The sequence below is a fragment of the Sciscionella marina DSM 45152 genome (assembly GCF_000379465.1).
In the GTDB taxonomy this organism is placed as follows: Bacteria; Actinomycetota; Actinomycetes; order Mycobacteriales; family Pseudonocardiaceae; genus Sciscionella; species Sciscionella marina.
The window spans coordinates 13,336-31,037 of the sequence record NZ_KB905395.1 but is presented as its reverse complement, the minus strand read 5'-3'; the positions used below and the strand labels follow the sequence as shown (position 1 = coordinate 31,037).

17 protein-coding genes are annotated in these 17,702 nt (G+C 65.0%); 2 read left to right on the top strand and 15 right to left on the bottom strand.

Annotated elements, in window-relative coordinates; all coding sequences use genetic code 11:
* Positions 1–12: 12 nt before the first annotated feature.
* Positions 13–432 (bottom strand): hypothetical protein, encoded by a 420-nt coding sequence (locus A37U_RS0121990; protein ID WP_157182965.1) that lies wholly within the window; start codon positions 430–432, stop codon positions 13–15.
* Between the two features lie 256 nt (positions 433–688).
* Here A37U_RS0121990 and A37U_RS51765 point away from each other — a divergent pair, with 256 nt between their 5' ends.
* Entirely contained in the window at positions 689–1,231 is a 543-nt protein-coding gene (locus A37U_RS51765) for a hypothetical protein (RefSeq protein WP_157182964.1), read from the top strand.
* A gap of 35 nt (positions 1,232–1,266) precedes the next feature.
* Here the strand turns inward: A37U_RS51765 and A37U_RS0121980 are convergent, their stop codons facing one another.
* From A37U_RS0121980 to A37U_RS54955, 7 genes are all read right to left on the bottom strand, one after another.
* On the bottom strand, positions 1,267–2,118 hold the full coding sequence (locus tag A37U_RS0121980) for a DUF4192 family protein (RefSeq protein WP_157182963.1): 852 nt from the start codon (positions 2,116–2,118) through the stop codon (positions 1,267–1,269).
* A 179-nt stretch (positions 2,119–2,297) separates the two neighbouring features.
* On the bottom strand, positions 2,298–2,831 hold the full coding sequence (locus A37U_RS51760; RefSeq protein WP_157182962.1) for a hypothetical protein: 534 nt from the start codon (positions 2,829–2,831) through the stop codon (positions 2,298–2,300).
* A gap of 193 nt (positions 2,832–3,024) precedes the next feature.
* Complete coding sequence (locus tag A37U_RS49935; RefSeq protein WP_083933728.1) at positions 3,025–3,999, bottom strand: DUF4192 domain-containing protein; 975 nt, start codon at positions 3,997–3,999, stop codon at positions 3,025–3,027.
* 281 nt (positions 4,000–4,280) lie between these two features.
* Positions 4,281–4,565, bottom strand: a complete 285-nt coding sequence (locus A37U_RS51755; RefSeq protein WP_157182961.1) for a hypothetical protein — start codon at positions 4,563–4,565, stop codon at positions 4,281–4,283.
* Positions 4,566–5,470: 905 nt separating this feature from the next.
* Positions 5,471–5,860 carry a hypothetical protein gene (locus A37U_RS0121955; RefSeq protein WP_157182960.1) on the bottom strand — a complete coding sequence of 130 codons (390 nt, stop codon included), beginning with the start codon at positions 5,858–5,860 and terminating at the stop codon, positions 5,471–5,473.
* Positions 5,861–5,950: 90 nt separating this feature from the next.
* Positions 5,951–6,499 carry a site-specific integrase gene (locus A37U_RS0121950; protein WP_020498834.1) on the bottom strand — a complete coding sequence of 183 codons (549 nt, stop codon included), beginning with the start codon at positions 6,497–6,499 and terminating at the stop codon, positions 5,951–5,953.
* A 78-nt stretch (positions 6,500–6,577) separates the two neighbouring features.
* Positions 6,578–7,396, bottom strand: coding sequence for a helix-turn-helix domain-containing protein (locus A37U_RS54955; RefSeq protein ID WP_157182959.1), 819 nt, complete (start codon positions 7,394–7,396; stop codon positions 6,578–6,580).
* Positions 7,397–7,681: 285 nt separating this feature from the next.
* On the opposite strand from A37U_RS54955, the gene A37U_RS0121940 reads away from it, so the two are divergent.
* Entirely contained in the window at positions 7,682–8,290 is a 609-nt protein-coding gene (locus A37U_RS0121940) for a hypothetical protein (protein WP_020498832.1), read from the top strand.
* Positions 8,291–9,494: 1,204 nt separating this feature from the next.
* Here A37U_RS0121940 and A37U_RS44610 read toward each other — a convergent pair.
* The 7 genes from A37U_RS44610 to A37U_RS0121900 form a co-directional block, all read right to left on the bottom strand.
* Complete coding sequence (locus tag A37U_RS44610; RefSeq protein ID WP_020498830.1) at positions 9,495–10,295, bottom strand: GntR family transcriptional regulator; 801 nt, start codon at positions 10,293–10,295, stop codon at positions 9,495–9,497.
* 61 nt (positions 10,296–10,356) lie between these two features.
* Positions 10,357–11,379: a hypothetical protein gene (locus tag A37U_RS0121925; protein ID WP_157182958.1), complete on the bottom strand. Its 1,023-nt coding sequence runs from the start codon at positions 11,377–11,379 to the stop codon at positions 10,357–10,359.
* Positions 11,380–11,424: 45 nt separating this feature from the next.
* Positions 11,425–11,685 carry a hypothetical protein gene (locus tag A37U_RS0121920; RefSeq protein WP_020498828.1) on the bottom strand — a complete coding sequence of 87 codons (261 nt, stop codon included), beginning with the start codon at positions 11,683–11,685 and terminating at the stop codon, positions 11,425–11,427.
* Positions 11,686–11,718: 33 nt separating this feature from the next.
* The gene (locus A37U_RS0121915) at positions 11,719–12,294 is read right to left on the bottom strand and encodes a hypothetical protein (RefSeq protein ID WP_020498827.1); all 576 of its coding nucleotides are present in this window, start codon (positions 12,292–12,294) and stop codon (positions 11,719–11,721) included.
* Between the two features lie 74 nt (positions 12,295–12,368).
* Positions 12,369–13,397 carry a thiopeptide-type bacteriocin biosynthesis protein gene (locus tag A37U_RS44605; protein ID WP_020498826.1) on the bottom strand — a complete coding sequence of 343 codons (1,029 nt, stop codon included), beginning with the start codon at positions 13,395–13,397 and terminating at the stop codon, positions 12,369–12,371.
* Positions 13,379–14,590 (bottom strand): lanthionine synthetase C family protein, encoded by a 1,212-nt coding sequence (locus tag A37U_RS0121905; RefSeq protein ID WP_020498825.1) that lies wholly within the window; start codon positions 14,588–14,590, stop codon positions 13,379–13,381. The genes A37U_RS44605 and A37U_RS0121905 overlap by 19 nt, the downstream gene beginning before the upstream one ends.
* A 59-nt stretch (positions 14,591–14,649) precedes the next feature.
* Positions 14,650–17,676 carry a lantibiotic dehydratase gene (locus tag A37U_RS0121900; protein WP_020498824.1) on the bottom strand — a complete coding sequence of 1,009 codons (3,027 nt, stop codon included), beginning with the start codon at positions 17,674–17,676 and terminating at the stop codon, positions 14,650–14,652.
* Between the last annotated feature and the right edge of the window lie 26 nt (positions 17,677–17,702).

Below are 17,702 nucleotides of genomic sequence, written 5' to 3'. Positions count from 1 at the left end.
CGTGTCCGCGTGCTACTGAATATGGACCCGTACGGCCCGCAGCAACTCGTCCAGCTGCCAGAGCGTGCGCCGTGCCGCACCGACCAACCGCTGCGCCTCGCCGTCCGAGTCCCCGCCTGTGGTGGCGATACGCGCGACATGCGCCACCAGAGCAGAAACCCCACGCTCGTGCCGTTGCAACACGGCCACCAGCTCGATCAGCCGATCGAAATCAATCCGCTCACCCAGCCGACGCGCCCGAGCCACCTGAGCAGCCGTCTGCGCGATCCACGAACCCACCCTCAACTCCGCACGCGCCGAAGCGACCTGAATATCGGCGACCTCGCTCGGGGCGAAATACACCTTCACTTCCACGCTATGCGGCTCGCTACCGCGGCTGCGATAGCCGCGCCCATCATGCTTTCCCACAATTCCCCCAAGCAATTCGTTCAACGTTCGTCCGGCACCGCCAGGTGCCGGACACCCATCGCTGATGCGACCTAGCATCAGCATGCCACACCTGTGGTGTGGCACAGTCAATGTCGGCCGAAATTGACTCAACTTGCTCCGGATTCAGGAACAACTTAGCCCACCGCAAAACTACGCGTCAAATCCGCATCAAATCAGCGAAAACCAAACAGCGCAACCGCATCGATAAGACGACCTTGCACCTCGACGTCGACGCCCTGCCCGGGGTATCCTCGACGCTATGGGGGAGAAAACAACACGCAGCACCGTGCATAACGAAGCACTGAAGATCGTCGCGCCGCAAATCGACGCCGTGGAAAACCTCGTCCTGGCCGCCGCAAAGGCAAAAGACACCGCCAGTGTCCGGGCAGCAGGAGAAGAGGAAGTCACCCGGATCGCAGACGAAGCGGCACGGCGAATCGCCGAGATCCGCGCCCAAGCACGACGAGACAAGGCACGCGCCCGCCGAGAAGCGCGCGACGAGATACGAAACCGCACTCGCGCCTGGCGCGAAGCCTACCGTGCCGCACGAAAAGCCGGACTCACCCAAGAACAACTAGACGCGCGCGAACCGCTGCGCCCACCCCGCCGAGGCCCCAACCGAACGAGCGGCGAGCAAGCCAATCCAACAGCACCGCAAGCGGAACGCACCTCGCCTCTCAGGAGCCCCAGGCCTCGCACGGCGCGGGCCGTAGATCAGGACGCGCGACCCGCGGCAGACCCCTCGGAAGCCGAGGACACCACGACCGGTGCCGAACACGACGGTGGGGCGGCATCACCATGATGCCGCCCCACCGATGTGGCTGCCTGCCGGATTGGCTACGAATCATCCTCCCGGGATGAACTCAATTGCTCCTCGCTCGTCGAACAGATCGCACTCCACAACTGCTCGACCGATGTACCGGTGCGCCCGAGGAGGTTGAGGAGATGGCCGATCGGGTTCTCCGGCTCCGCATCAAAACAGACCCCGACGCTCACGTTCGCGTGGTCGAGCCGACCGCGCAGCATCTGCCACAGTGCCAACATCGCTGCGGGATTAGCACGAAACCGCCCCGGCAGGTCTCGCACCAGGTTCCGCAACAACGTCATTACGAAGTCATCGTCACGCAAATAGGGGGCGACGTGGCAGTAGTGCAAGGGCGAAGGGAACGCAGCACCCACCAGCACGAGATCGGCCTCGAAAGCAATCGGGAGCCCCTTGCGGGAGTCCTCGATCGCAGCAAGCAGTGCGTGCCGCATCCGGTGCGGTGGAACTTCCAATGCTTCGAAAATCCTGCTGGTGCGTTCGTCGAGCACGGTCTGACTCGCGCCAGGCTCCAACTGGCGCATCAGGTATGACCGCAGCTGTGGCGAGATCTGCCCGCCGAACTCCTCACGGTAAACCGGCTGTTCCTCGGGAGCGCGGATGATGCCGACGTAATCGGGATCATCGTAGCTTCGGATAACCTCGCCCGAGTCGATTAACCGTGCCCATAACGGCGTCCTGATACCGATCCCCATCTCGCCCGCCAGCTCAGGAGCCTGCGCCACCATGTCGGTAAAAGGGGGAGTTTCGTCGTCACCGCTGAGCGCGATCACCACAAGCTGAACAGACGATGCACCCTCACGAATAAGGACGTCCAGTGCCAGTTGCGTATAGTTTCGATCGAAGTCTTCGATTTCAAGCTCCAACGCTGGTACGTAAGCCGTCGTCCGTGCCGAATCCAAGAACAACCACTGCTTGGGCGGGATAGTGGTCCAACACGCGCGGAAGATACTGCACCAGTTCCTCATGGGTACGGAACTCGGGCGTAGGTGACTCGTCACGATACATAGCTATGTCCTTTCAGGTCCAGATGATCGGAATACGGTCAGACGGCTGTGATCGACTTGTCGCCGCCATGCAACGCGTCCACGAACGCGGTCAACGCGGCCGCGTCCTGGTCGGTGAGCTCAATGTGGTCGAGGAGCACCCCGAGCTCCCACGACACCAATCCATTCGGACGGACCGGGGCGCACACCGGACGTGCTCCTCGGTGGGGGTGCTGCTGGGACAGCAGCACCGCGAGTCGGAGAGGCCGGTACAGTCCGATCGCTGAGCCCGCATGACTATGTCCTGGACGGGTAACCAAGGTCGGCGCGGAGACCGACGGGAACGTCTCGTCGATGACAGCGAATGCACGCGATGCACCGCCATCACGATCAAGCGCGGCATGGCAGATCCGTCGAGGGCTATCGAACCGAACGATGCCGTCAGTATCGGCCTCGGCGAACATGAGATCCGGACCGCGCACAATCGCATCCAGTGCGTCCGAATTTCCTTGCCAGTACACGCCATCCCATGAAGACGGTACGACGACGGCCCGGTCGCTACACGGAAAGAGGGCAGGATTATTCCACTGCACAATTCACTCCAACTTGATCATACTTACGGTTGACTCGGCTGACTAGAACAACAACTCCAGTGCCGACGCGAAGAACTCTAGTAGGTAATATGCAAGCCGTGGGGTACTGAAAGTTCAATCGAAAAGCACCTCGACACGGTGGCGCGGCGCATCACTGGCCCACGGTCGCGAACGTATTGATCGAAAACGAGGGCTACGGTTCTTTCTTCGTGAGTTTCGACAGCATCTTGCTGATCACCTGGGGAGGGAAACTGTTCAAAGGCATCTGCTGAAATATTTGAACCAGCGAGTTCTCCGGATCTGACTCACGTGCGATCTCAAACAGGATGCTCGCACGCGGACCGCTGCGCTGAGAAGCCTCCAACATCATGAACAGCAACGCCGGAGAACACCGGTAGGGGGCAGGAAGATGCCGTACGAGATAAGTGAGAACCAGCTCCGCAGCGCCCGCACGTTCGTCGAGCAGGTATCGGATTGCCGCATCCCGAATGGGCTTACTCGCGAGCGCTTGTGCCAAGGCGACCAACTCGACCTCGCCTGGGCTCCACTGGCCCTTGGACGCGGAACCCACGGCCCGCCCGAACGCCTCACGCAGTAGAGCCGGATCGGTCTCCGTGCGCTCGATCCGCTGTTTCCGGACGCGCAGCACCGGCTCGCCGACCGCATGGCCGTACGACGCGGCCAGTTCGTCTCGGGTAGCGGACAGCGTCGTCGGTGTCTCGGACAGTCCGGTGAACCGTGCAGCGTAGGGATCGGCTACCAGCCCGGTATCGGTCGGGTCGAAGTAGTTGCGCCACTGTGCGCGATGCTGCACTCGGGGTGTCCAGAATGCCCCAACGACTTGCATTCCCATCGCCCGGACGTCCTCTGCTGTCTCACCTACGGTGTCGCGGTAGGGAAGTTCGCCGTCTTCCCGGAGCGGATGTATCACGAAAACCAGAATCGCTCGAGCGCCTTCGCGCATGAGCGTTCCCAGTGCGCCACGAACAGCCTCGCGTGCCTGCGATGCGTCGGTGTCGCACCGCGCCGCGCCAACGAGACCTCGCTGCGCATCGAGACCAATGAAAACAAAGGAATCGGCTGGCGTGTGGTCCAGCAACAGCGGCAAAGCGGCCAGCATTTCACCGGGGGTGCTCAACAGCAGACGGTAGACGGACGATGAGGTCATGACTCCTCCAGGGTAGGAAAAGGTGGACGGAACATTCGTGAGTAATCTCCTGATCGGCGCATCATCGCCATCGGAGTTTGAGGTGGCAGGGCCACTCCGCGCGGCCCCGCCACCATGAATTTGCGTGATTACGCCATCGGTGTTCGGTCTGGGTCAAAGAAAGCCCGTGCCTGATCATCACCTTCATTAAACCTCAGCCGGAGCAGCTGCTCTGCTTCTTCGGCGAATTGGAGCAGAGTACCGCGATGGAGGCGCGCTCTTTCTCGGGTGCTGATGCGGAACTAGCGCGTAAACAGGCTTACGCCGTAGCGCACGGCATGGACGGGCCAGCGGTGCTCGATCTGAACCGTCAGCAGTATGGCCACATAGCCCTTACCCGCCCGATGGCACGAATTGAGCTCGGTGTAACGCTGCCAGCCATCGGAGTCAGGTTCACCGATAGGCCAACGCCGTACGATTTCGCGCATCTTCTCCAGTTTGTCATGCGGCTCATGGAATGGAGTAACCGTTATTCGGTCGCCCGGTCCGGTATAGTTGGACTGGCGCTGTTCGCTGAACTTGCACATGTGTTGGTGCCTCCCAAAGAGTCGGAGTGATGTTTGAGTCTGGACTTGGAAACGTCGTTCAACTGAAAAGGGCTCGATTGACCACGTGCACAATCCATTTCCGTTTTGTTCGCGACTGCTATGGACTCGGCTAATTCGGATGATGAATCGCGACCGCCGATACCAAGAACACTAGTAGTCAAGAACCGGCCCGTGGGGTACCAAATAGATCTGCTGCGAACGCTCCATTGCAACTACCTACTGAGCACCGGATTGGCGTGACGGTCGGGCGAACCATCGGACGGTGTCGAGACGGTCGTGCGCTCGTAACGGAAGGACCTGACGAGCTGACTAGCGGAGCGCGGCGGTATGGCACGTCCACGTCGGGCTCGCCGACGATGATGCAGTTCCTGGCGTCAACCAGTGCATCATCGTCGCGTTGACACACACCCTCGGCGGGTTCTTGAGAAATCTGCTACGGGAGGCCGCGATCAGGTTCCAGGGATGTGGAAGAGGACGGACCGACCGTTCCCTGCATCTGTCCGCCTCTCGTCTCCGCAGATGCTGCAGGGTGCCTCAATCACCGGCTGGGGCTGGAGAAACTGGCTGAGCCTGTGAGTGATGCATCCCGAATACGCTAACCTGACGGTGCCAGAGCCGTGAGGTGACGGTGTTGTGTGGAGTAAACGGGGAGGGCGTCGCGCACGGCGCCCTCCCCGTTGTATTCCTGTGTTCGCCGGTTGCCGACCGAAGCGGAACGTCAGGCACGGAGGACGAGACCGGAGCTTGTTCCTTGGCTGAGTGGAGTAGGAATATCGTTGCGCCGGATCCAGTAGCGCTGCCCTCCGAGCTCACGATCGGCTCGAAGGGCAAGGAGTGTTTCGTCGAGAGCGCCATTCCGGTCGGGATTCGCCGATCGGTTCTCGTCAGATGATGTGGCGGCAGCGGCGCCCGCGCGGGTCGCGGCCGTCGTAGTACTCGTCGGGGTAGGCGCGTTGCATGCGGTGCCAGAACGGGGCCGAACCGGCTTTGGTCGGGGTGAGGATCCAGTGGTAGCCGGGGAGCAGGGCGCGCAACCGCAGCAGTGTTCGTGTGCCGAGTCCGCGGCGCTGTTCGGGCTCGATGAAGCCGATCTCGCCGAGCTCGACGAGGCGGCAGGTGTGGCAGGTGGTGTAATCGCCGCTGCCGATCTGGGTGTTGCCGCGGTAGATCTCGAAGGGGCGAAAGGTCATCTGGTCACGGTCGCATTTTTCGGCGTCGACGATCAGCCGCACCGTCTCGGTGAGCATCTCGTCGATCCGCGGAGTGATGGGCATGGTCACCAGGATGCCGTCCGGCCCCGCCCGGTGCGGGAAAACACGCTTGGGATCCGGGACCTGGCAACGGGATCCGTGGATCGACGCGGGTTAGAGGCCGATGTCTTCGAGGGCGTTGTCGTCCCAACGGTCCGCGATCTGCATGTCGCCGAGTAAGGCCGCCGATCCGTCGGACCAGCCGCCCTGGCGGCCGATGGCGACGGGATCGTGCCCGGCGCGGCGGGCCTCGGTGGCCAGCCCGGCACGTTCGCCGGCGCGGGTGATCGCGGCGCCGATGTATTCTCCGGAGATCCCGGTACCGAGGTGGCCCCGGCGTTCGATGGAGCGAAACGCGCGGCCCTCGGTGATGCCGAAGGTGTTCTTCCAGGTGTGCCGGGTGTGCGAGGAGCGCACGGGGCAGGTCTGCGGGCGGGTGACGGGCTCGGCGAGGCGGCGTTTGAGGGTCTTGATGTTCTCGTTGGCCAGGGCCGTCGCCCTGGCCAGGAGGCTGCCGGATACCCAGGACGCGGTCGAGCGCGTCGTGGGGATGTCGACGACCCCGAGCGAGGCGGTACCGCCGTGGTCGATGCGCTGCGGGGCGGTCGCCGCGTCGGTGCGTCGCCGGAAGACGTCAATCGCACGATCTGGGCGGCAGTTCACGAATGCCGTTCGCGGCGTGCTGGCCAGGCAGAATTCCAGCGCACTCGCAAGTCGCGCGGCGTCGTGGGCCTGGCCGCCTCATATGGGCTCGGTGATGGTTCTGTGGGGATGGCAGCGTGGGCAGCGGCGGAGACCAGCTGCGGTTTCCTCGTGACGCGTGTGTTCGTCGCAAACGCCACACCACGCGGGCTTTCGGCTACCAGCTTGTTTTCGCGGCCGATTCGGCGGCAAATCTTCAATTCTTTTGGATAAGACCGCGAATGGTGAATGCACGCCACGGGGGTTGGCGGACAAATAGGAGATGAGATTCGGGATGGACCAACCATTCAATAACGCGTCGAGGATACGCGGACGCAATCGGGAACGCTGAGCTGGGGTCAGGTGCCACGCTGAACCGAGTCCGTCCAGGACGGCGTCGGCGATCGGATCTCCAGGGGCCGGGGACGTGATGTCGTGAACCGTCGGTTCGCGCGCGCCTCCACCACCTAGGACGGTTCTGGTGGTTCTGGGGGGCACAGCTGCGCCCCCTTTTTCGGTCCCAGTTGCCTCCCCTGATGGGGCAGATTGCCCTGGGGGGCAGATCGCCCCGGGGCAACCTGCCCCATTTTCCGGCGATTTATCCACAGGATTTTCCACAGGAGCCTGGGCGGTGTGCAAGACCAGGCTGTACGAGTTCGTCTGGTGTCGGCCGACGCTGCGTTCGACCCTCAGCTGCCCGGCGTTCTCCAGTTTTCTGACCAGTCTGCGGACGGTACTGGGATTCATTCGCAGTTTCCGAGCCAATGTCGTTCGCGAGGGAAACGCATTTCTTCCATAGTCGTCAGCACAATCAGCGATCGCGAGCAGTAGCAGAAGTTCGGTGCCAGACGTCGGTGAATTCTCCCAAACCCAGTTCATGGCCTTGATACTGATGACCCTCATCCCCCAGCTGCGGCAGCACGTGACGCCGGTCAGCGCCCGCTGACATCGGTTCCGCAGCCAGCCCCATCTTGACACGTCGACGCCAGCAACGTCGACAACACAGGACTCGAACCTCAGCGAAATCGGATAATATGGACGTAACAGACCATGATGGCCGGTCGCTCATACCCCTGTGTGAACCTCGTGCGCGGCACCCCACGACGCCCGCCCGTCCGGCTATCATGACGTTTACCCAGTCTCATTCCGGAACAGGGGGTTCCGATGAATCGGCAAGCCCGAACAGCCCATACCGCGCGGTGGTGGCAGCAAGCGGCCCGCGCGCACGCCCAGCTGTCCGCGGGGATTCGCCCTGACACGACGTGGTCGTCGTTCACCATGGATCCTGGCGAGGTCGCGTTTGGGAACTTGATGATCCAGGACATCGACTACAGTCGCCTGATCGTTCCGAACCCGGTGCACTACCACCAGCCGGGACGATTAGTGGTCGGATCGCCGCAGTTCGTGACTGGTGCTTTGCTCGGCTCCATGGCCGCCGGGATGCTCGGACGGCGCCGCGCCCGCAAGATGTCGCAGCCCTACTGGGAGGACCCCGTTGGCGCGATGGTCACCATCACCGACCGCCGCTTGTACTGCGACGCGTGGGGAACGGCATTGCGGTTCGACTACGCGGCTACCACCGGGGTCGACCCCAACCTCGGTTGCTCGCAGGTGACCTTGTCGTTCGCCAACACCACCCCGCTGCGCCTTACCGGTCCAGCAGCGGTTCTAGTCGCGGTGTTCGCGTCACACCATGTCCACGGCCCGGCCGCGGCGAGCATGCCCCAGCTCGCGGCCCTTCGACAAGTCCCGGTGGCTGTGGGGGTTCGGTAACCGACGTGCTTGTTCGAGCGCGGGTTCCCTGCCGTTGGAAAAGGGATGGTGACGGGGCTCGGGCATGATGTACGTGCCTCGGCGCGACGGTCCTGCCAGGTGTCCGGATCCGTGATGATCTGTTCGTGCAGGTACCGCGGAAAGACCTCGGCGCCGCATGTGCGTCGTGGTGGCGGTCGAGAGCTCCGTCATGACCGCGGGCGGGCACCTGTCGGGATGCGAACTACCTGTGGCGCTGCCTCGCGCTGACCGCCTGGGGCACCAGCACTTCCACGTCGATGTGCCTATTCGCCACCGCCACCGCCGCTGGAGCCACCGCCTTCGCTTCCGGAGCCGCCTTCCTCGCCGCCAGAACCGCCTTCCTCGTCACCGGAGCCACCGGAGTATCCGCCTCCGGTGTAGCTGCCGGAGTCGGAGTCGTTGCGGTCGGGTTGTGGTGCTGTACCGGATCCGGGTGTGGTGATGGTGTAGCCGATTTGGTCAGTTGGGACCGCGGCGAGGGGGTTGTGGCTTGGCTCGCCGATGGCAGGATAGTGATCACCGGGTCGCCAGAACACGAAGTGCAGCGCGGGATCCCGGTTTAGGCACTGTCGATAGTCGACGCGCACGTGGGTTCGCTCATCCTGGCACGTCGAGGCGTACAAGCCCGAACGAGTGTGGGAATGAGTCAGGGCGCATCCGGTCAAGGACGCGCCGAACAGTATCGCCGCGGCGCCCACCGGTACCCCCAGCAGCATTCGATGCAGCCTCCGATTATTGCCGATCATGCAATCCCCCTCGTGGTTTACTCCTCGCCTTGAAGAAATCGTATCCGCGGGGCACCGCGGATACGAGCGTCCTTGGTAGCACGCGGCTGGCGCGCGACCAGTGCTCGGGCGGTGATGGTCCGGTTCAACGGTAACACCCCGAGGCTTGCCGTCGACCTGGTTGGTCAAGAGGGTTTGGAGAGTTTTCTGGGGTCGCTGCGCTGCGACAAACGGGTGAAATCGGCGCGATTGGTGCCTAAGACTGTGTCGAGTTCGTACCGTGGAACGGGATCGGCTGGATCTCTACCTCCCCCAGGAGATCGCCGATCCCGGCTCCGCCGTCGATCAGTCGACGGCGGAGTTTTGTGCTCGTTATCGACGTGCGCGGTGCCTCGCGGGGAGGGATCAGCGTGAAAAAACGGGAATAGCACTGAATCGTTCGCAGGATCGTGGAGGGGTCAGATGTGCGGGCGCGGTTCGGTTGTTTGGTGATTTGTGTGGTTGGGCCAGGTGTAGGTGAGTCGGAATCGGTCGGCGAACATGGTTGACTCGTTGACTTCGAGGATCCGGGTTGTTGAGTGGGTGATGCGTGTGGTGGTGAGGACGGGTATTCCGTTGGTGGTGCCTAATCGGGCGAGTTCGTCTGGGGTTGGCATGCGTGCGCCGACTTCTTCGGTGTAGTGGGTGATGGTGTGGCCTGCTGCTTCGAGTTGGGGGTAGAGCTGGTCGGGTGTGCTGTTGGTGCGTTCTATGGGTGTGTTCTGGGTGAGGTCGCGTGGTAGCCGGGAGGTGGTGTGCAGGATCGCGTGCTTGCCGGGGCGTTGGAGGTGTTCGCGCACGGTGATTTCGGCGTCGGGATCGATGCCCAGGATCTCGGCGAAGCGTTCTCCGGCGAGCTGGAATCGGATCCGTACCGTCGGTGAAACGTGTGATTCCGGTTGTTCGGATTCGCCGAGGGGGTTTCGCGTACCCGGGTCCTGGCAGGGGGTGGGGATCGCGGTTCGCGCAAGGCGATGGATTTCTGGTTGAAGTTTGACGCGCGCGGGACAACCGTGTTCGAGGTGCACTAGTCCTTCGTCGCGCAGTAGCTGCATAGCGCGAAGAACTGGTGCTCTCGACAGTCCGTGTTCGGCGGCGAGTTCGCGGCCGTTGGGTAGTACTTGCCCGGGTTCGAAGTGGCCTTTGAGGATCTGTTCGCGCAGCTCGTCAGCCAAGCGCTGGTAAGGGTGTGCGGGGGCGGTGGTGGTCGAGTCGGTCATGAGGGCTGGGTTCCTTGCCTTTGCGTGGGTAGTGCGATGTCGGTCGGGGCTCGGTTGGGTTTCAGCCGTCTGGGTTCGGTGGTGTGTTGCGGATGGTGTCGAGGAGGTTCTGGTATCGCCGTTGCCCGGTCTCGGTGAGCTGGAGTGCGCCCAGTTCTGGTTGCAGGCAGACGAGGCCGCCTGCGATGGCGGAGTGCAGGGTGTTTTCGATCGCGTGCTCGTCCCAGATTCCGGCGTAGGCCTGGATTTCGTCGAACAGGTCGAACGGCTTGTCGGGCGCGTGGTCGTGAACGGCGATCACGATCAGGGCCTCGGGGACGCGATCGGTCTCGGTGAGCAGCAGGTGTGGCGCGTGTGTTTCGAGGGCGCGCACGAGGGCTGGCCCACCTGTTCGCCACAGGTGTGGCGTGGCCCGGTTGTGTTGCCGGTCGCGGAGCAGGGATAGCCAGGATTGGGCTTCGCTGTGCCGGCGTCGTCGGTAGTTATCGACACCGGACCTCAGGCCTGTTTCGGTGTGCTGCACGCGGGCGGCTTGAGCGGTGATCAGCTCGGCGAGTTCGTCGACACCACTCGGGCGCGGGCGGCGGTGGTCGAGCATCCGCAGGAAGCTGATGCGTTCGTCCAGTTCTCCGCGCACATGTTCATCGGGCAGGTCGGGACTGTCCCAGGCGGGCTGGAGGACCAGATGCTGGGGCTGGTCGGTGTCGCCTGCGATGTGCAGCCCGTCGGTGTGTGCTCGATACCGGTACCAGTCGATGCTCTGGGCTGCTCGACGATGCCAGTGCGCGAGTTCGTCGGCGCCTGCCGGGTAGGGAGGCGAGAACGGTGCCGAGTGATCGATCGGAATAACGGAATCCGCGGGGTCCGGGGCTTCGTGGAAACACTGCAAGATCTGCCCGGCGACCAGGTGGAGCCATTGCTGCTGCTCGTTGTCGGTGGCCTGCTCCCACGGCCGCTGGGTGCCGAACTGGCTGTTCCACTGTTGTTGCGCCCGGAGAACAAGCGTTTCTCGGTCGTAGCCATACGAGGAATCCAGCAAGGTGGTGATCGGCGCGGCCGCTTCGGTCTTTCGGTCGCCTGTCATCTTTTCACTGATCTTTCGGATTGTCATGGGCCATGGTGGAGTTGGTCACGAGGTCGGATCGGGTCTGACGGGGTGATGGTCGGGCGGTTCGTCGGCGATCAGGGGAAGTGGCATCGTGGATTCCACGGGCGTGCCTTCGCGGCACCGGGTTTCGCGTACCCGCATCTGCGCCCTGGAATCAGGAATGCGGGGGCGTCGTTGTTGGTGGCGAGCGCGACCGACGCGCAGCGCGAGCGCGCCGATCACCGCCCCGCTTCCGGATACCAGCAGTGCGGCCGCCATCGACATCGTCACAAGCAGCTGCATGGCAAGCAAAACACCCTGTGGACCTGGTGGTGGTCAGCGGCGAGATTCCGTGTCCGCGCGGGCCGGGGAGGCGAGGTCGAAAGGGCGTTGATGCCAGGGCAGGGCGTCGTGTTCGGTGCAGAACTCGGCCAGAGCCACTTGCGCACACGGGTCTCCACACAATGCTCGACGCGCGAGCGCGAGCAAGACGGCGTTGCACCCGTCGATGCTGTCATCGAGGACCAGTCCGTGGCCGGTGCGCAGATACTCGGCCGCTTCGAGTGCGCTGATCTGGCTGGTTTGCTCCGGAGTGGCAGGGGTGAGCGTGAGGTTCGGGACCGCGTCATGTCGGCGCACACTGCGGGCCCGGTTGAGCACGAGCGCGGTGGCGACCCCGGAAGGATCCGCGACCGACGAGGACACCGTGATCGCGGCGAACGTGGTGTCCGTGTTCGCCGCGCGCAATCGCTGCTGGTGACGTGTGGCCTCTTGCCACGCTTCGGTGGATTCGTCGATCCCGCCGTCTGGTCTCGCGGCGGTCAGATACGGGTAGGCGGCTTGCGGTTCGGGTTGCTCATCGCCGGGCCGTCGCGGACGCCACGCGATGAGCACGTGGGCGGTCAACATCATCGTTTCTCCTGTATGTGGAAATCGCTCCGTGCTGGAAGAGGGGAAATGACCGGGGCCATGCCTGGTGCGGGTGCTCATGGTGGTGGGTCTGGCTCGGGGCGAAGCTCGAACGCTGTGGTGGCCGCGGCGTGGGCGAGGGCGTGCTGGGTGGGTTGGTCGAATCCGCACCGGTTCCAGTGGAAGATCACGTGGTGGGCGAGGACGTTGCGGAGTCCGCGGTGGAGTTGGTTGGTGTGGTTCACCGCAGCGAGGGCGTGGCCGCAGTCGTGGAAGGCCTGTGCCCACGGCTGTAGTTCGTGCAGGGGACCGTCATCGCCGAATAGGGGCCCGCCGGGGTGGGTGTCGTAGCGCAGCAGGGTGCGGAGTTGTTCGGTGAGTTCGGTGTGGTGCCCGGTGCTGGTGCTGCTGTCGTGCCCGGTGCTGGGGCGTAGATAGGTGACGCGGTGCCAGATGTCGCCGGTTTCGAACCCTTCTTGGTCCGCGGCGCGAAACAACACCGTGCACAGCAGGATGGATAGTTCGCGGATCCCGATCGGTGGCTGATCGTGGGCGAGGTAGGCGAACAGGTGAACCGAGTCGGCGTGGAAGAGCTGGTGGGCCAGGCGGATCCCGGTGGGGCCGCCGAAGGCGTGTGCTTCGGGTTCGTAGCGCACGGGGCGCCAGTCGGCGAGCGTGTGGCTGGTGACGAGCTTGTCGAAGAGATCGTTGGCGGTCGGGACGAGGATGTCGCCTGCGTTGGGGCCTGGTTGGAGTCGCAGGCGCCAGGCGGGGGCTTTGCGGATGAACCACCAGCGTTCGAGCAGACCGCTGCCGGTCCAGATGTTGAGCAGCGGCTCGAAAGTCAGTAGCGCGATCCGTTCAGCCTGATCCCAGTCGGAGAACTCCAGGTGCGCGCTGTACCAGTCGGGATCGCTGCTGTACTCGTAGAGCGCGCTCGCGCCAGCGCGAAGGAATACTTCGACCGCGTCGTGGAGCTCATCGTGGTTGAGGCCGTGTTCAGCGGCAACCAACGGAAGGGCGGCACCGGTGAGCGCGTGGTGCACGGCAGCGTGCAGCGCTTCCGGACAGACGGTGTGGTTGGGGTTCAGATTGTCAGCAGGCATTGGTCCCAGTCCGAGAGCGGAGTGTTGATCGGTGTGGTGTGCAGGGCCAGGGCGGTTCCGGTCGCGCCGTCGAGGAACCCGTACTCGGCAGGTGGCGCCTCCGCGGTGTGGCGGGCCAGGCGCGTGGCCAGCCGGGGTAGGTGCGCGGCGAGGGCGGGGGTGTGCGCGTCGGCGGCGGCGCGCACGGTGGTGTGGTAGAGCCCGGCCCACCCGTGACATAACCCGGTGCTGGTGATTAGGTCGAGCTGGTCGGGATCGGACAGGCAGGCATCGAGCGCGGTTTCGGCGCGCTGTTGGCGGCGCGTGTCGCCGGTGGCGATCGCGGCGAGTTGCTGGGCGCGCGCGATACCCGGGGTTCCGTAGCACCACGACGGGCGCTCCGGGTGGGTCTGATCGTGGTGACCGCGTTTGTAGGTGTGATGGGTGATCCAGTAGGGCCACCAGGTGCCGGTGTCGCTGGGGTGTTGCCACCGGTCGAGGTGCGCGCAGATTCGTTCGATGGCTTCGCGGTGCCCGTCGATGTGGATCCCGCGCCGATGGGCGAGGGAGAGCAGGGCCAAGGGGCCAGTAATGCCGTGGGCGAGGCCGAGGTTGGCGTGCCCGCCCGGGGTGGGCAGCAGCGGATCCGGGGCGTGACCGACCCACCAGCCGGGCAGGTTTTCCCCGTCCCGGCGCAGGGGCTGGGTGAGGGTGACAAGGTAGGTCAGGACCCGGTGCAGCGCGTCGTTGCCCGGATGGTGGCGCAGGAGCAGGGCACCGATGCCGGTGAGCCCACCAAGCAAGTCGTACTCGCCGAATGTTGCGGGCTTCCCGGAGCGGATCCGGGCTTGGGCGGTGTCGACCCGGCGATGCGCCAGCCGGATGAGGTGGGTGTCGAACTCGGCGATCACCGGCTGGTACTCGGGAATCACCGCTTCGGCGGTGTGCAGCACGAACGCGACCGCGGGCAGCCCGGCGAACAAGCCCGCTACCTCGGCGTTGCTGATCGGGTCGGCCAGCGCGGTGCTAATGCAGGTGTGCGCGCGTTCGCGGGCGGCCGGGATGCCGTAGTGGGCGCGTTCGAGATGCCACAACGCCGCACCGAGCACCCCGCTGGCCAGGGACTGGCGTTGCCCCGGCGGGTTCACGGGCTGGGCCAGCTGCTGGGTCAACCGGGCCAGCACCACCTCGCGCGACCCGTCGATGCCCGGCATCGACGTCGAGGTCGGCTGCGGGGCCGAGGCTGCAGGTGGGGTTGAAGGTGGGGGTGGGGTCATGGGGTGCCCTGCGGGGTTCGGGAGAGCTGCTGCAGGGCCAGGGCGCGCACGAGACGGTTGGTGTTCTGCTCCCGGCCCGGATCCACGGCCACGGCGCGCACGAAGTGCTCGTGCAGCAACGCACGCACCACCCGAACCGGATCACGGTCCACCCGGAAGCGGTAGTCGTCCAGGGCGACGCGCCGCTCGGCCCACCTGGCCGACATGGCCGCCCGCGCGGTGTCAACCGGGGTTGCGGCCAGTGCTCGCTGGAGCTCCCGGGCTTGTTGCTGGTGGTCGCGGGGGCAGTGCCCCTCGTGGCGGGGCAGTTCGTCGCGACACCAGGACCACGCCCGCACCGGATCGTCGAGGACGCCTGCGGCGAGGTCGAGCATGGAGACCGCCGCCACCACCTCGATCGGCATGTTGTGCCTGCTAGCGAACCCGATTTCGGTCAGGGCCGCGGCCGAGTCCGCGGCGAACAGCGGCTCACACACGTCCGGGGCGGCGCCGTAGCGCCCGGCGGTCGGCCAGGTGGTGTCGAACACCAGCCGCGACACCAGCCCGGCCGCGCGCAGCTCCTGCGCCCATCGGGATACCAGCGCGGCGAGGGCACCATGGTCGCCGTGGCCGGTGCTTCGGATGGTCAGGTGCAGCTCGTGGGCAGAGTCGGGGCGGGTGGTGTCGTGGTAGCGGCGAAACCACCACCGCGCACCGTCCGGAAGTTCCCGGGTGAGCTGGGGCAAGTAGCTGGACAGGATCGCGTCCCCGCGTTGCGGGTGGATTTCCAGGCGCGCGGTCAGCAGCCCGGAATCCCCCGGGAACACGGGCTCGCTCGCCGCGCCCGTCCAGTGCGGGGTCGGTGTGGTGTGCACGGTGAGGGGAACGACGAACTCCACCGGACTCCCCGTCCACGAGTCCTCGGCGGGTGGGCTGGTTTCACACAGTTCGAGCTTGCCGCCGCGGTGTGCCAGCGCTCGCAGCAGACTCCGCTCGGTCCGGTCCTCGACATTGAGGGGCAGGCGTTGGTCCCCGTCGATCACCGCGACCCGCGCGGGGACATGCCATCGCGTTCGCCACGCGGCAAACGCCGTATCCCACCCGTCGGTTGGCGCGGTGGGGCCGGGAAGATCCGCGGCAGACAGCAGCCAGCGGGCCGGGGCAAGGATGCTGCGCCCATACCGGATGCGGGGTAGGAACCGTGCGGTACGGAAGGCGCCGAAATCGAACGGACCGTACACGCTGCTGCGCGCGATCGGTAGCTCGGCGAGGAACCGCACCAGCGCCGGGGTTTGCATGGGTTGTTCCAACGCGTGCAGCACATAGGGATTTACAAGCTTCTCGCTCGGGCGGTGCACGAGATAGAAGCGGGCGGCGTCTGCGGTGACCCCAAGATCATCAAGACTGAGGTACGGCTCGTGGTCGGGGGTGTGTTCACCGATGGGCAGCAGCCAGGGCAGCAGGTGCGGGGCGCGGGCGATCGTGTCGTTGCGCACCTGACGGGGCGGGAACGACAGCTGTGCCCGCAACACCGCATCCTGGATTTCGGTGGTGTAGGTGGCGGCGAGCCGGTCCTGCTCGGCTGCCGAGAGGAGATCGGTGAATCGCCCGCACATGCTGCTCGACGCTGGGGGTGCGCCGGTGACCCACAACTCGAACCGGCCCCGATCCACATCCCTTGGCGTGTTGGCGTGGACGGTGAAAGACAGTTCGACCCGCTCCGGTCGAATATGGTGGGTTGGGTCGCCGACGGTGAGCCGGTTGATCATCGACTCCGACAGCGCGATCTCGGTGTCCCCGTCGATGAGGGCTTGCTGGATCCAGTCCCCGAGCACGGCATCGCGCTCAGACAGCAGCCGCGGGGCGGGTTCGCGGGCTGCGCCGAGAAACCCGGCCGGATAGCCCAACCCGGAATCCGAGACCAGCTCGCGGACCGGAACCAGTGAGCCCGCGCCGTAGCGCTCGCGGAACCGCTGATGAAACTCCCGCCAGGCCGGGGCGCCGAACGGGTGCGCCGATACCCGCGCCAACACCGACGCGGCCATCTCGGCCTCATGAACGACCGGCTCGGGCAGGCTCACCTGAGCATCCAGTGCGAGATCCACACCGCTTCCCGGCCCGACCTCGCGGGGAGACGGGCTCCTCTCTGGTGTCGGGGTGGTGAGGGCTCGCAGACGCGTACGCGTCTCCGTGACCGCGCGGCGGGCTGTGAGGTTCGTGGTGCGGTCGGTCTTGTTCAGCTGGTCGTGGATCCATGTGTGCGGGGCGTGCACGGTCGAGGCGGGGCGAAGATCGGTGAGCAGTACCCCGGCCTCGATCAACCCGCCCAGCAACCCGGTGATCTGCTCGGCGGTGGCGGTGGGGAACTGGTTCTCCAACTCGGTGACAAGCTTTTCGGCCGGTATCGGGGACGCCGCCCGGTCAAGAACCGCGTCGACCGCCGGGGTGCGGCGCACTGCCACCTCCACGGCGGACAGCGCGGTCACGGCCTGCCCAGGCGCAGTGGTGGTGTTGTGGAGGCGTTTCGGGACCGCGAACTGGTCCCCACGCGTGATACCCGCGTTGTTCACCATCACCGACAACTGCGCCACCACAGCGGGGTTGGCTTCGAGCTCGCGCAGGAGCTCGTCGAGGTGGCGGGGATCCGGGCGGCGATGAATCTGGTGCTCGTCGCCGAGAATCACCTCGGTCGCGGGGCCGATCGTGGCGGTGTTGATTCCGGCGAAGTAGCCGAACGGGGTCGCCCGGCGCTGCCACCGCAACACGTAGGAACATGTCGTGGTCAACAACCGGCGCCACTGCCGCCGGGACAAGGCTTCCCCAGACAAAGCCTCGCCGATCTTGTTCGCGACGGCAGGGCTGGCGTGCTCCACCACCTGCCGTACGTCGTCGCGGTTCCACAACCATTCCAGCCACGTTTTCCCCGTGGTTGCGGCGTTTTCGCTGGTATGCAGATCCAGATCCGGCAACACCAGCCCACCGGGGCCGGTGCTCGCGCGCACCATGACGAACCCGGAATGCCGATACAACCGCGGCACACTCATCGGATACACACCTCCTCCCACGACAG

Coding starts and splice junctions, on each gene's coding strand:
- A37U_RS51765 (WP_157182964.1), top strand. CDS start 689: ATGGGGGAGAAAACAACACGCAGCACCGTGCATAACGAAGCACTGAAG.
- A37U_RS49935 (WP_083933728.1), bottom strand. CDS start 3,999: ATGACCTCATCGTCCGTCTACCGTCTGCTGTTGAGCACCCCCGGTGAA.
- A37U_RS51755 (WP_157182961.1), bottom strand. CDS start 4,565: ATGTGCAAGTTCAGCGAACAGCGCCAGTCCAACTATACCGGACCGGGC.
- A37U_RS0121955 (WP_157182960.1), bottom strand. CDS start 5,860: ATGCCCATCACTCCGCGGATCGACGAGATGCTCACCGAGACGGTGCGG.
- A37U_RS54955 (WP_157182959.1), bottom strand. CDS start 7,396: ATGAACTGGGTTTGGGAGAATTCACCGACGTCTGGCACCGAACTTCTG.
- A37U_RS0121940 (WP_020498832.1), top strand. CDS start 7,682: ATGAATCGGCAAGCCCGAACAGCCCATACCGCGCGGTGGTGGCAGCAA.
- A37U_RS44610 (WP_020498830.1), bottom strand. CDS start 10,295: ATGACCGACTCGACCACCACCGCCCCCGCACACCCTTACCAGCGCTTG.
- A37U_RS0121925 (WP_157182958.1), bottom strand. CDS start 11,379: ATGACAGGCGACCGAAAGACCGAAGCGGCCGCGCCGATCACCACCTTG.
- A37U_RS0121920 (WP_020498828.1), bottom strand. CDS start 11,685: ATGCAGCTGCTTGTGACGATGTCGATGGCGGCCGCACTGCTGGTATCC.
- A37U_RS0121915 (WP_020498827.1), bottom strand. CDS start 12,294: ATGATGTTGACCGCCCACGTGCTCATCGCGTGGCGTCCGCGACGGCCC.
- A37U_RS44605 (WP_020498826.1), bottom strand. CDS start 13,397: ATGCCTGCTGACAATCTGAACCCCAACCACACCGTCTGTCCGGAAGCG.
- A37U_RS0121905 (WP_020498825.1), bottom strand. CDS start 14,590: ATGCCGGGCATCGACGGGTCGCGCGAGGTGGTGCTGGCCCGGTTGACC.
- A37U_RS0121900 (WP_020498824.1), bottom strand. CDS start 17,676: ATGAGTGTGCCGCGGTTGTATCGGCATTCCGGGTTCGTCATGGTGCGC.